Raw genomic sequence first — 13,542 nt, 5'->3', positions numbered from 1 at the left:
TGACGTGCCTATCATAGCAAAAGCACTTGCTGCAAGTAAATGCGGCAAGTGCTTTTCTATGTCGGACGTATCAGCCTTTGATGACGCTGACGAAGCCGGAGAGGATGGCGGCGTTGAGCAGGTCAACGAAGAACGCGCCCACCATAGGCACAATCAAGAAGGCTTTGTGCGAAGGGCCGAAAGTTTGGGTAATGGACTGCATGTTGGCAACGGCAGTCGGGGTGGCGCCCAAACCGAAGCCGCAGTGGCCGGCTGCCAAGACGGCGGCGTCGTAGTCGCGGCCCATGAAGACGTAGGTAACGAAGGTTGCGTACAGAATCATCACGACGGTTTGTACGGCCAGGATGATGGTTACCGGGCCTGCCAGACCGGTCAATTCCCACAGTTTCAGGTTCAAAAGAGCCATGGCGAGGAAGAGCGACAGGGAGGCGTTACCGAATACGTCGATGGCGCGGTCGAACATATTGACTTTGAAGGTTGCAGTCAGGACGTTGCGGATGACCACGCCGGCAAACAGACACCATACGAATTTAGGCAGGTCGAAGAAGGCTTTGTCGTAGCCGTCGACGATTTCGGCAAAAGCCAAACATGCGGCAAACATCGCGAGTGTTTCGACAGCGGAGTCAGCCGTAATCAGACGGGTACGTTGTGCTTTTTCGAAGACGTCGTCGGTTTGGTCGTTGTCAACTGGTTTTTTATTTGTTTCCAGAGGTTTGCGACCCATTTTGTTGATCAGGCGACGGGCAACGGGACCGCCGATCAGGCCGCCGAATACCAGGCCGAAGGTGGCGGAAGCCATACCCAATCCGGTAGCGCCGGTCAGGCCGAATTTGCTTTCAAAGTCAGGACCCCATGCGCCGGCTGTACCGTGACCGCCGGTCAGGGTAATCGAACCGGTAATCAGGCCAATCAGCGGATCCAAGCCCAATGCGCTCGCCAAGCCGACACCGACGAAGTTTTGGACGATGATGAATGCACCCACCACGGCGGTAAAGATAACCAAAGGCAGGCCGCCCGCTTTCAAACGGGAGAAGTCCGCGCTCAAACCGATGGATGTAAAGAAGATGAGCATGAACGCATCTTGCAGCGGTTTTTCAAATTTGAAGCTGACGCCGTAGGCTTCGTGCAGGGCGAACAGGACGATAGCGGCAACCAGACCGCCGGCGACCGGCTCGGGAATATTGAAGTCTCGTAAGAATTTGATTTTTTGAACCAGAAATTTACCAACCAGCAACACGAGCGTGGCGGCAATCAGTGTGTAATAACTGTTGAATTCCCATTCCATGTTGTTTCACCTCCTAGAAATGTTTTTCCGAGTATCCGTTTCTTTCCGGATGCAGTGTGTTTCAACGCTTGGCGTTATCCGCCGAGTGTCATGGTATTGATGCGCGGACAAGGTGTTTCCGAAAAGAAATGAAAACGATGGCTTGTCCGTGAAAAATAACTGGCAAATATTAGGGGAATAGTTAAAGATTGTCAAAAAATGCGTGTGTAAATCTTTTCAGACGGCCTTTTTCCCGATGGCATGATGCGCTTCGCGGCGCCATTGTTCCAAGAGGGATGTTAATAACCCGGCCGAGGTATGCCCGTTGCCGATGGCGGCCTGCAGCCAGTAGCAGGCAGTCGGGACATGGCAGCTTACACCTTGCCCGTGATAGTAAAAACAGGCGAGGTGGTATTGGGCGGAAGGGTGGTTTTGTTCGGCAGCAATGGCGTACCAGTGGGCGGCCGCCCGAGGGTCTTGCGCCGTGCCGAGGCCGTAATGGTAGATGCGGCCCAAGGCTGCCGCCGCGTTTTTGTGGTGGAATTCGGCCGCTTCCATGTAATTTTTGCGCGCGGCATTGTAGTCGGCAGGACGGCCGATGGCGCGGGCCTGTGCTTCCGCCAAGCGATATGCGGTCTCGGTTTGTTGCTGTTGCAGGGCGGCTGTTTTGATTTGTTCGTATTGTTGCGGATGGTACAGCGCGGCATCGCTGACAAGTTTTTGTGCGGCGGCGGCAGAACCCAGCGTAGCGGCACGGTGGTAGTAATCATGTGCGACATGGTTGTCGGCTTTGATGCCGAGGCCGTAGCGGTAGAGGTCGCCCATGATTTTCAGGGCTTCGGGATGGTTTTTCTCGGCGGCGGCTTTGGCGTAGCGTGCCGCTTGGAACGGGTCTCGTTCGGAAAGTTCGCCGGTCAGGGCGTATTGGGCCAGCTTGGCTTGAGCTTCCGCTTGTTCCTTGTCGGCGGCACGACGATACCATTCCAAGGCTTCGGGTCGGCGTTGGGCGGCAAGAAGGTCGGCCAGCAGGGTTTGTGCGGCGATATGGCCGGCTTGCGCGGCTTGTTCGAGGTATTGTTCAGCTTGTGCGTGGTCGGGACTGATGCCTGTGCCGTAGAAGTAGATTTGACCGAGTTGCCAACAGGCGGCAGTCACGCCGAGGGCGGCCGCTTTTTCGTATTGTTCGACGGCTGTTGCAACGTCGCCTTGGCGTTGATGATGGCGCGCCAGATGGTAATACGCGGGCGCGGCATATCGGGCGGCGGCAAGCTCCGCCCAGTAGAGGGATTGTGGGTCGTTACGTTGCGCGTGGTAACGCATGAGGATTAATTGGGCTTCTGGGTGTCCCTGCTCACCCAGCCAAGCATATTCGTTGAGGAGCTGTCCGGTCGGGGTGCCGTTGTGTTCGCGCTGTTGCAGCAGGGAGAAGAGTGCTTTGGGATGGCGTTGGGCCGCGGCGGCTTCCAACCATGAAAGTGCCTGCTCCGGTTGGCCGTTTTGCAGCAGATGGTTGCCCAATACGAAAGCAGCTTCCGCATAACCCTGCTCTGCCGCCTGTTGCAACAGGGGCAGGGCTTGGGCGGTATGGGATTGTTCCAAAAGGGCGGCGGCTTGCCGGTAGAGGATTTCAGGAGCGGCGGTCATGGTTTGCGGGCGGATAAAGTGGAAGACGGGTGCTGCGGCATATAGGCGGCGATGCCGGTCGATGGCTTTGTAAAAAATAGGATTTGGCACAGTTTTGCAGTTGCCTTAGCGGTCTGCCTTTAAAGATGTTTGGCTTGTTGTATTATTTTCCTGGGAAAACATCTCTATTCAGTACGTTACAAAGCTTTCGGCTTGAGTCGGCATGCGTTCATGACAGCTTGGTCATTATACTGTTTTTGTAATTTATTGTTAATGATAAATGCGGTTTTTTATGGTTTGTTTACATGACGGTGTTAGGGGATTGATTGTTTCAGGCCGTCTGAAAAACATTTCAGACGGCCTGAATTATTTTTGCTAAGTCAGGTTGTCAGAGTGGAAGAGTCAGAGGTTTTTTTGTCAGGGAAAAACACCTGGCTGTAGAAGTTGCCGTTAATTTGGGTTACGTTGAGGTGGTACATACGGTAGGCATGGAACAGGTCGCTGTCAGGCGGCGTCGGATGATTCCAAAATTCTGCCAAGGTATTTTGGTCGGTTATGCCGGGAATGTCGTAATGGGCGCGGCCGAGGACTTTGACAGGCATGTTGTGGATCAAGCCGGACAGGCCGCTGGTGCTGTTGATGGTAACCATGCCGAGGCCGTGGCGCAGGAAAACGGGCAGGGGGACGTCGTGGACGTAAGTGATACGGCCTTTGAGTTTGGGGTGTTTTTTGATAAAGCGCTTGATGTCGCGCGAGTAGTCGATAAAGCCTCGGTCCATCGGATGATGCTTGATGATGAGGTTGGTATCGGCAGGCGCATGCGCGGCAAAGGAGGCTAAAACATGGAGCAGGAAGCTGCGGACACTGGAAAAGTCGCAATGGATACGGACTTGGCTGTCGTTGAATACCTGCAAGGGAACAATAAAAAATTTGCCGTATTTGCCCGCCTCCACGCGTTTGGCGATTTGGATGTCTTCGATATAGTAGTTCAAACGCTTGAGGATGGAGATCGACCACAGTTTGAGGTAATGGCCGGCATTGGATGCGCGGTGGTGGATGTAGTTCGGGTATTTGTTCGGGTTGCGGAACAATTCGATATAGTAACGGACGGCGTTTTTGGCCATGGGCGTAAACCCGCCGCGTACCGGTGTCGGCGCTTTGTATTCTTGCTGGGCCAGTTTGGGGAATTGTTCCAGAAAAAAGTCGGCACGGCGCGGCAACGGAGAAAATGCGTTGACGCCGTCTTTTTCTAAGGTGATGTAGTAGGGGCGGAAATAGCCTTCTTCAAATACCCAGAAACTGGCTTGGTTTTCGTTTGCAATTCGTTTGGCCAGGAGATGGTAGGGACGTGTGTCGCCAAAGCAGACAACGGCCTGGATGTGATGTTGAACGATGTATTTTTGCAAAAACTCAGGAAAGGCATCGTAGCTGTCGTTAAATGCAACGGTATGCGCTTGAGTAGGCGGATAAAAATAGTCGTCGCCTGCATTAAAGTTGAATTTATGTACGGTTTTACCGTTTGCGGTCAGCCAGCCGGCGAGGCGCTGAAAAAAATCGCCGACAGGGCCTTGAAGCAGCAGGATGTTTTCTGCGCTTTCAAGCAGGCTTTGCAGGTTGTTTTGGAGGACGGGCTGTTTCATGTCGCAATGTGATTTTGTTTTTTGTGTAATAGTTTTGGGTTGAACTTTTAAGCATACGCCAAGCGTATTAACGATGCAAAAGCAATGATGTCGCAATTGAAGCCGGTTTATGACATATTGTTAATTTTGATGGCATTTATTTAAAAGATCGATATAGTTGTTTGATTTTACCTAATTTTTTGGCAAAGTACCCACGATGTAATCCGTTGTTGTTTTTTTGCATATTTTTTTGTCGTATCAGGATTTGGGCTGCAGTTTCCGCATTGATGGCCTGATGGGTTTCGGGGTGGATGTAGTCGGGATAGTGGATGAGCGTGCCGGCAATCAGCTGCCAAAGCTCAAGCCTGCGGCTGCGGCGCGGAATGGGGAGCAGATCTTGGGTAAGCCCCCAGCCTGCGTAAAAAGGCAGACCGTAGCAGCTGACTTTTTTGCCGCGCAACAGGGCTTCAAAACCGGTCAGCGAAGTCATGGTGTGAACTTCGTCTGCGTGTTGGAGACAAGTCAGGATGTCGGCTTGTTCGGCAGTTTGGTCAGCATATCGTGCCGTATCTTCAGGGGAGATATGGCCGATACGGTTACCGCTGACTACATCGGGATGCGGTTTGTAGATGATATAGGCGTTGGGGTTTCGTTCGCGTACGGTACGGAGCAAATCCAGATTGCGGTAGATTTGGGGCGAACCGTAGCGGATAGACGCATCATCTTCAACCTGGCCGGGAACGAGGATTACGGTTTTGTCGGTTGACGGGGCGGTGAAGTCTGAGCTGCCGACGTTGTATTTGCTGATGTGGTTTTCGGTCAGCATTTTTTGCAGCTTCAAGGCCGTCTGAAAGTCTTGATCGTCGAAGTTTTGGTTTTGCAGGATGTGTTCAAGACGGGACGGGGTTTCGGCATTGAAATAAATGCCCATATCGTCGGTAACGAGCGACAGCGGCGGGACTAAATTAGAACCGAGTCCGACCGAGCGGATAAAGCCGTCTTCCATGCGCAGCAGGGGGATGTGGCGTTGTTCGGCAAAACGGACGATGGCCTCTTTGCCGTTGCCCCAGGCAAGGATGCGTGCATCGTCGGACAGTTTGACCCCGGCCAGTTTTTGGGTGGAAGAGATAAATTTCAGACGGCATGAAGGTACGTTAAAGAACGGTTTGGCAACCGCGCGTTTCCACAAAGACATGCCGACGCAATATAACTCGCCACGCAATTTGTCGTTTTTGCGTTTGACCGTCGCCAGATAGTCGATAACATCCAAGAGGCTGCCTGCTTCGCCGGTATTGGGGTTGAGATAGCGACTGTATTGCAGATAGGCTGCGGCGAAGAGTTGCAGCAAGTTGCGGGTGGCGCGGCGTTGGGTTTGGACAAGGCGGTTGATTTCAGGATGGCGGTCGTCGCTTACGCCCCATCCGGCATACCACGGCAGGCCGAAGGTGGTCAGCGGTTTGCCGCACAAAAGCGCCTCAAAACCCATTTGTGAGGTAACGCAATAAACTTTATCGACGTTTTGCAACAAAGAAATCGGATTGATGTCTTCTGCCAGAAGATGGACGCGGTGTTGCTGCGCCAGCCGGGTCAGATAGCCTTGTTTTTTGCCGCACAAAACATCGGGATGGGTTTTGACCCAGATATCGGCTTGCGGGTTTTCATTCAAGGTCGTCTGAAACATCAGTTCAAACGCAGAGGCGTCTGCGCTGCCATACTGGATAGCCATATCGCCGAAGGTTTGGTCGATGATGAGGACAGTTTCAGGCTTGGATGGGGAACGTAAAGGATGATCGTCTGAAAGTTCGGGCGCGTGGTTGTATTTGGATAGATGATGTCTCAGGATGAAATCCATCGCCTGCTGAGCCTGAGCCAAGGTTTCAGACGGCATGGTATCGGCGGCAAGAATCAGTTGTTCCAAACGCGAAGGACGCGTGGTGTCGTAGTAGATGCCGATATCGTCATAGACGATGGAGTAGGGCGGATAACCGACGACACCCAGTCCGACTGAACGTAAAAAGCCGTCTTCAAGATTGAGCAGGGGCAATCTTAAGATATGTGCTAATTTTCTGCGTTTGGGATGTTTCTTGCCCCAAAATACTGCGGTCTTATCCGTTGAAATTTTGTCTAAAAATTTGGTTAGCAAGAGACGTTGTTTAAATAGGCCGAATGTTGAAAAAATCATTTAAATTATTATGTTATCTATTAAATATCATTAATGTGAAAATTTATTTTGCCTCTATTTCAAAGTAAGTGTCCATAAAATTACGGAAATGTAGGGCATAGTTTTTATCCGCATTATTACTGCTTGAATCGTTAATGCAGAAGGAGTGGGGCATATGAAGGTATTTTTTCTTGAATAACAATTTCTTATATTGAGTCTGGGCGTGTGAACTGCGTATATTGAAATAGTAGCAAATTTCACGTTTCGGTGTGGCATATCCGTCAAGGTACATCAACCAAGGTACTAAAAAACTGGCCATATTGAGTTCAGAATTATAGCGTACCTTGTTATTTAGAAAAGAATTTATTTCATCTTCAAATAATGACCATGCTTTTTGAAAGGATGTTTTCCGTAGTGGAACGTAAGTATGTACCAACGGTGTATTGATATTAATTGTCGGATAATGTCTTTTTAAGAGCTTTAATGCGTGTTCTGATGCGGTCAATGTCGGTGTGATTAGACCCCGTTGACGCATTTTTTGAAAACTTTTATTGGCAACAAATAGGGAAGCCAAGCCATTATTTTCAAAAAAGTGGTTAGGCGTCAGTGGTCTTGCAACAAAAACATCATCATTGAAATAAATAAAATGTTCACTTAAATCTGGAATTTTATATAAGTTTGCTTCAATAACGTGGGAATTGAACGTTGGTAAGTATTTGGCATCAATAATTTGCGAATGATTGATTAATTTAATTTTAGAATGGGTGTTTTCATCTAACCATTTGGGTTTTTGATCCGCCGTTACAATAAAAATATTGCGGACCCACGGCATAAACTTCTGTACGGCCTGTACTGAATAAAAAAGTTCATTATGGTTGGAAAAGCGGGCAGGGTCGGTCGCATACAGGCCGATATCTTCCTGATCAATGGGTTGCAGGGTACGGTAATACTGTTCTTGCCATGCTTTATCGGTATTGTCGACCCAAGTAAAAACAACATCGATGGGAAAGTTTGGCAAAACGTTTTCTGTGAGTGATGCAAGATTGGCATCTGCATTGATCAGAGTGAATTCTTCAGTTTCAGGAATAGGCTGTTCTACATTATAAGGAGGAAAGCGTTTATTTAGAAAATCCCTAAAGAAAATATGGGGCTCTCTAAAAAATTTTCTAATTTTATTTAAATTCATTTGAAACTTTCTAATACTACAAAATAGAAACAGTTGATTCTGTTATGTTTTGAAGTTATCCAAACGTGACTGCTTCGGCCAATACTTTGCCTGCCAAGTCTTTAGGCGACAGGTTCGGCTCGCCTTGCAACGGCCAGTCGATACCGACGGTCGGATCATTCCAAATCAGCGAATGTTCGGCTTTGGGGTTGTAATAGTCTGTGCATTTATAGACGAACTCGGCTTCATCGCTCAGTACATAGAAGCCGTGCGCGAAACCTTCGGGTACCCACAGTTGGCGTTTGTTTTCTGCGGACAAGATCTCGCCTACCCATTTGCCGAACGTGGGGGAGTCTTTACGCATATCGACGGCTACGTCGAATACTTCGCCGACAACCACGCGCACGAGTTTGCCTTGTGTGTTTTCAGTTTGATAGTGCAGGCCGCGCAATACGCCTTTGCTGGATTTGGAGTGGTTTTCCTGCACGAAGGTGCGTTCGCAGACTTGGGTTTTGAACCACTCGTCGCGGAAGGTTTCCATAAAAAAGCCGCGCGCATCGCCGAAGACTTGCGGCTCAAGCAGTTTTACGTCAGGAATGGCGGTATCAATGATGTTCATCGTTTTATCTTTCATCTAAAGGCCGTCTGAAAAGTTTCAGACGGCCTCAAACATTATTTTTTTAACAGACGCAGCAAATATTGGCCGTATTGGTTTTTCGCCATCGGGCGCGCCAGCTCTTCCAGTTTTTCATCGGAAAGCCAACCGTTGCGCCAAGCGATTTCTTCCAGGCAGGCGATTTGCAGGTCTTGGATGTTTTGCACGGTTTGGACGAATGAGGCGGCTTCGTGCAGGCTCTCGTGGGTGCCGGTGTCCAACCATGCGAAACCGCGTCCCAAAAGTTGCACCGACAATGAACCGTCTTCCAAATACATTTGGTTGAGGTCGGAAATTTCCAATTCGCCGCGGGCAGACGGTTTGATTTGTTTGGCGAACTCGACGACGCGTTGGTCGTAGAAGTACAAGCCGGTTACCGCCCAATCGGATTTGGGCTGTTGCGGTTTCTCTTCGATAGACAGGGCGTTGAAGTTTTCGTCAAATTCGACTACGCCGAAACGCTCGGGATCTTTGACCTGATAACCGAATACGGTTGCGCCGTGGATCTTGGCGGCGGCCTGTTTCAATGTTTGCGTAAACGATTGGCCGTAGAAAATATTGTCGCCCAAAACCAAGCAGACGTTGTCGTTGCCGATAAATTCTTCGCCGATGATAAATGCCTGTGCCAAGCCGTCCGGACTGGGTTGCACGGCATAGCTGATGGAAATACCGAAATCGCTGCCGTCGCCGAGCAGGCGTTTGAAAGAGGCATTGTCTTCAGGCGTGGTAATGACCAAAATATCGCGGATTCCTGCCAGCATCAATACGGACAGGGGATAATAAATCATGGGCTTGTCGTACACGGGCAGCAGTTGTTTGGATACGCCGCGCGTGATGGGGTAGAGGCGTGTGCCGCTGCCGCCGGCAAGGATGATGCCTTTCATGGGTTCTCTCCTGAGTAGTGTGTGTTTGCATGATTTTCAGACGGCCTAATATGTGAACAGGCCGTCTGAAAACTTATTTCCCGGTGCCTAAACGCTCTAAACGATAGCTGCCGTTCAATACGTTTTGCCACCAGGTTTTGTTGTCCAAATACCATTGCACTGTTTTGCGGATGCCGGATTCGAATGTTTCCTGCGGTTTCCAGCCCAGCTCCCTGGCGATTTTGGCAGCGTCAATGGCGTAGCGCACGTCATGGCCGGGGCGGTCTTGCACGAAGGTAATTAAATCTTCATAACGCGCCACGCCGGCCGGTTTTTCGGGAACGAGTTCTTCCAGCAGGGCGCAGATGGTTTTGACGACTTCAATATTGGCTTTTTCATTGTGGCCGCCGATATTGTAGGTTTCGCCGACAACGCCTTCGGTAACAACCTGATACAGAGCGCGCGCGTGGTCTTCGACAAACAGCCAGTCGCGGATTTGCATACCGTCGCCGTAAACGGGCAGCGGTTTGCCGTCAAGCGCGTTCAGAATCATCAAAGGAATGAGTTTTTCCGGGAAGTGGTACGGGCCGTAGTTGTTAGAGCAGTTGGTTACGATGGTCGGCAAACCGTATGTACGCAACCATGCGCGAACGAGGTGGTCACTGGACGCTTTAGAAGCAGAGTAGGGGCTGGACGGCGCGTAGGGCGTGGTTTCGGTAAACAAATCGTCCGTGCCGTGCAAATCGCCATAGACTTCATCGGTAGAAATATGGTGGAAGCGGAAGGCTTCGCGCTTTTCAGACGGCATTTGTTGCCAATAGGCGCGTGCCGCTTCAAGCAGGTTGAATGTGCCGACGATATTGGTTTGGATAAACTCGCCTGCCGAATCGATAGAGCGGTCGACATGGCTTTCCGCTGCCAAGTGCATCACGGCATCAGGCTGGTGTTGTGCGAATACGCGGTCAAGTTCGGCGCGGTTGCAAATATCCACTTGCTCAAAAGCATAGCGAGGATTATCGGCTACCTCGGTCAAAGATTCCAAATTGCCGGCATAAGTCAGCTTATCGACATTGACGACAGAGTCTTGGGTGTTTTGGATAATATGACGGACAACGGCAGAACCGATAAAGCCCGCGCCGCCGGTAACAAGGATTTTTTTCATAAGTTTCAGAGGATAGTCAAAATAATATAAACGGATTATAGCAGACAGAAAGTGTGTTTTTCAGATAAAGAGGCCGTCTGAAAACATCTCTTTCAGACGGCCTGTATCAGGTCAACTTAATCGTCGTAGCCATTTGGGTTGTTGCTGACCCAACGCCATGAGTCTTCCATCATCTGTGCCAAATCGCGCTTGGTTTCCCAACCAGTCTGCGCTTTGGTGTAGGCAGGGTCGGCGTAGAAACAGGCCAAATCGCCATCACGACGCGGTTTGATTTGGAACGGAATGGTCAAGCCGGAGGCCGCCTCAAAGGCACGGATGATTTCCAATACCGAATAAGCACGTCCCGAACCCAAATTAAACAGGTGTACGCCCGAAACATCGCTTTTCGCCTGCATCGCCGCCACATGGCCTTCCGCCAAGTCCATTACATGGATGTAGTCGCGCATACCCGTACCGTCTGGGGTAGGGTAGTCATCGCCGAAAACCGACAATTGTGGCAGCTTGCCTGAAGCCACTTGGCAGATATAAGGCAGCAGATTGTTTGGGATACCGTTTGGCTGCTCGCCGATCAAACCGCTTTCATGCGCACCGATAGGGTTGAAATAGCGCAACAAAATCACGCTCCAGCGCGGATCGGCCTTTTGGATATCCGTCAAAATGCGCTCTACCATAGACTTAGACGTACCGTAAGGGCTGGTCGTATCCCCCGGTTGCATATCTTCCGTATAAGGCACTTTGCCCGGATCGCCGTAAACCGTAGCAGATGAGCTGAACACAATCTTAAATACGCCGGCACGCGCCATTTCTTCAGCCAAAACCAAGCTGCCCGACACATTGTTGTCATAATATTTCATTGGTTCGGCCACGCTTTCACCGACTGCCTTCAAGCCGGCAAAATGGATGACGGCATCAATATCGTGTTCTGCAAAGATTTGACGCAACACTTCACGATCACGGATATCCCCTTGGTAAAAAGGCACAGACTTGCCGGTAATCTTTTCCAAGCGCGGGAGGATGTTGGCAGACGAATTGCACAAATTGTCCAAAATCACGGCATTAAAGCCTGATTTCAACAGGGAAACAACGGTATGGGAGCCGATAAAACCGGTACCGCCGGTGATAAGAATAGTCATTGGTTTTCCTTAATTAAAATTGTGTTTGGAAGTCGTGAAACCGGTTGGCTGAAAATACAAACACGCTTTCAGATGGCCTGGTGTAAGTGTTGTCAACGAGGGATTGCTTTATTTGGATATTGTATATTTAGTTACCTGAAAAGTAAAAAAATATGGGATAATCACAGTGTTATGCACAGGGTGCAAAGCGTTATCATTTCAATTTAAATAAAAGGATCTTACCATGTCAGTATCTAACGAAGTTTTGGCGTTGATTTCACAAGTTGCACAAAAACAAGTGTCAGCAAATGAAGAATTGTTGTCTACAGGACTTATTGATTCTGTGAGCGCAATGGATTTGGTTATGGCCATCAAACAAAAATTTGATGTTGATTTGCCGTTTGAGCAACTGGTTGATATTTTGGCAAACTCAGCCAATATCATTCAATATGTTGAAAATAATTACAAAGGCTAAATCATGAAACAAATAAATGAATTCCAAAATCTTGATGATTTTTTGGAATACCGTTTCAGTCAAACTTCGGGAAAAGCGTTAGTTAATGATACTCAGGAATGTTCTTGGGAAGAGTTGCGCGTAAAAATAGCCACATTTATCGAGGCTTACAAAAGCATAGCAGATATTACCAAAAACATTCCTTTGGTGTTGCACGGCTATAAAGAAATTGATTTTGCAGTGGCAATTTATGCCTGCTTATTAAACAAAATCCCTTTTATTCCGGTGGATAGTATTTATCCTGAAAGCCGTCTGAACAATATCTGCCAACTGTCGAAAGCACGCTTTGTGTACCGTTCGGCAACGCAAACTTTTGAAAAGCAGACTGATGAAGAAGTAGAGCTGGCTGAAAAAGATTTGGCTTACATCATGTTTACTTCAGGAACAACCGGCGCACCTAAGGGTGTGCAAATCGGTCGTGAAGCTGTATTCAACCTGATGAAATGGATGAAAGAGCAGCTTAATTTAGCCGCACCTAATGTGTTTATGAATCAGGCTCCGTTTGCGTTTGATTTGTCAATGTACGAAATCTTTGGCAACTTGGCTTACGGTGGTTGTATTGTCATGAACAGTCGTGATGCTATTTCTAATCCTGCCACCTGGATTGATTTTTTGGCCAAACAACAAATTACTACTTGGGTTTCCACGCCTTCTTTTGCCATGCAGCAGCTGCTTAACCCTAAATGTAGTCAGGCTACTTTACCGAGTTTGAAAGAATTTTTGTTCTGTGGCGAAAAACTTGGCAAACCGGTAGTAAATATGATTTTTCAAAAATTTCCCGGTGTCCGTGTTATCAATACCTATGGTCCGACTGAAGCTACTGTAGCAACAACTTACGTTGATATTACACCTGATATGCTGGCGGCAGAAGAAGAGTTGCCTGTAGGCGTTGCCGTGCTTAATTCCAAATTAGAGATTGTTGACGAAGAGATTTGGATTAGCGGTAACCATGTGATGCGTGGCTATCTGAACAACGAAACTGAAAATGCTAAACGCTTGGTCGTACACAGTGCAGATAACCGGACTTATAAAACAGGTGACTACGGTTTTGAAAAAAATGGATTGTTCTATGTACAAGGCCGTAAAGACGAGCAGATTAAGCTCAATGGCTACCGTATCGAACTTTCAGAAATTGAAGAAAAAATCCTTAACCTTAAGGAATTTGCCTTTGATAATGTGGCAGTAGTGGCTTTGAAACGCAACACAGGCGCAGTATTGCGTTTGGTGTGTTTCTATACAGCCAAGCAAAGTGCAGATACTCAGGCGATCAAAGACGCATTAGTACAAAATTTACCGTCTTATATGATGCCGTCTGAATTTATTCACATTGATGAAATTCCAGTCAGTACCAACCACAAAACCGACAAAAAAGCATTGTTGGAAAAATATCAACAGGGTTTATAA

At 48.7% G+C, this 13,542-nt stretch carries 11 protein-coding genes; 2 read left to right on the top strand and 9 right to left on the bottom strand.

Going from position 1 to position 13,542, the window contains the following annotated elements; all coding sequences use genetic code 11:
* Positions 1 to 70: 70 nt before the first annotated feature.
* The 9 genes from gltS to galE form a co-directional block, all read right to left on the bottom strand.
* Complete coding sequence (gene gltS, locus HMPREF2711_RS04675; RefSeq protein WP_003747957.1) at positions 71 to 1,285, bottom strand: sodium/glutamate symporter; 1,215 nt, start codon at positions 1,283 to 1,285, stop codon at positions 71 to 73.
* A gap of 216 nt (positions 1,286 to 1,501) precedes the next feature.
* Positions 1,502 to 2,908, bottom strand: a complete 1,407-nt coding sequence (locus HMPREF2711_RS04670) for a tetratricopeptide repeat protein (RefSeq protein WP_003747960.1) — start codon at positions 2,906 to 2,908, stop codon at positions 1,502 to 1,504.
* A 359-nt stretch (positions 2,909 to 3,267) separates the two neighbouring features.
* On the bottom strand, positions 3,268 to 4,527 hold the full coding sequence (locus HMPREF2711_RS04665) for a capsule biosynthesis protein (RefSeq protein ID WP_003747962.1): 1,260 nt from the start codon (positions 4,525 to 4,527) through the stop codon (positions 3,268 to 3,270).
* Between the two features lie 136 nt (positions 4,528 to 4,663).
* Positions 4,664 to 6,688 carry a capsular polysaccharide biosynthesis protein gene (locus HMPREF2711_RS04660; RefSeq protein WP_003747963.1) on the bottom strand — a complete coding sequence of 675 codons (2,025 nt, stop codon included), beginning with the start codon at positions 6,686 to 6,688 and terminating at the stop codon, positions 4,664 to 4,666.
* Between the two features lie 43 nt (positions 6,689 to 6,731).
* Positions 6,732 to 7,853: a stealth family protein gene (locus tag HMPREF2711_RS04655; protein WP_003747965.1), complete on the bottom strand. Its 1,122-nt coding sequence runs from the start codon at positions 7,851 to 7,853 to the stop codon at positions 6,732 to 6,734.
* Positions 7,854 to 7,908: 55 nt separating this feature from the next.
* Positions 7,909 to 8,451 carry a dTDP-4-dehydrorhamnose 3,5-epimerase gene (rfbC, locus tag HMPREF2711_RS04650; RefSeq protein WP_036493968.1) on the bottom strand — a complete coding sequence of 181 codons (543 nt, stop codon included), beginning with the start codon at positions 8,449 to 8,451 and terminating at the stop codon, positions 7,909 to 7,911.
* Positions 8,452 to 8,504: 53 nt separating this feature from the next.
* Positions 8,505 to 9,371 (bottom strand): glucose-1-phosphate thymidylyltransferase RfbA, encoded by an 867-nt coding sequence (rfbA, locus tag HMPREF2711_RS04645; RefSeq protein ID WP_003747969.1) that lies wholly within the window; start codon positions 9,369 to 9,371, stop codon positions 8,505 to 8,507.
* Between the two features lie 73 nt (positions 9,372 to 9,444).
* Positions 9,445 to 10,512 (bottom strand): dTDP-glucose 4,6-dehydratase, encoded by a 1,068-nt coding sequence (gene rffG / locus HMPREF2711_RS04640; RefSeq protein WP_003747970.1) that lies wholly within the window; start codon positions 10,510 to 10,512, stop codon positions 9,445 to 9,447.
* Positions 10,513 to 10,628: 116 nt separating this feature from the next.
* Positions 10,629 to 11,645: a UDP-glucose 4-epimerase GalE gene (galE, locus tag HMPREF2711_RS04635; protein ID WP_003747972.1), complete on the bottom strand. Its 1,017-nt coding sequence runs from the start codon at positions 11,643 to 11,645 to the stop codon at positions 10,629 to 10,631.
* A 223-nt stretch (positions 11,646 to 11,868) separates the two neighbouring features.
* Between galE and HMPREF2711_RS04630 the strand changes: the two genes are divergently transcribed.
* Both HMPREF2711_RS04630 and HMPREF2711_RS04625 read left to right on the top strand, forming a co-directional pair.
* Positions 11,869 to 12,099, top strand: coding sequence for an acyl carrier protein (locus tag HMPREF2711_RS04630; protein WP_003747973.1), 231 nt, complete (start codon positions 11,869 to 11,871; stop codon positions 12,097 to 12,099).
* A 3-nt stretch (positions 12,100 to 12,102) separates the two neighbouring features.
* Positions 12,103 to 13,542 carry an AMP-binding protein gene (locus HMPREF2711_RS04625; RefSeq protein ID WP_070615679.1) on the top strand — a complete coding sequence of 480 codons (1,440 nt, stop codon included), beginning with the start codon at positions 12,103 to 12,105 and terminating at the stop codon, positions 13,540 to 13,542.

Origin of the sequence: Neisseria sp. HMSC070A01, assembly GCF_001810165.1 — a bacterium.
GTDB lineage: Bacteria > Pseudomonadota > Gammaproteobacteria > Burkholderiales > Neisseriaceae > Neisseria.
The sequence above is the reverse complement of the archived record's forward strand: the minus strand, read 5'-3'. Positions and strand labels throughout refer to the sequence as shown.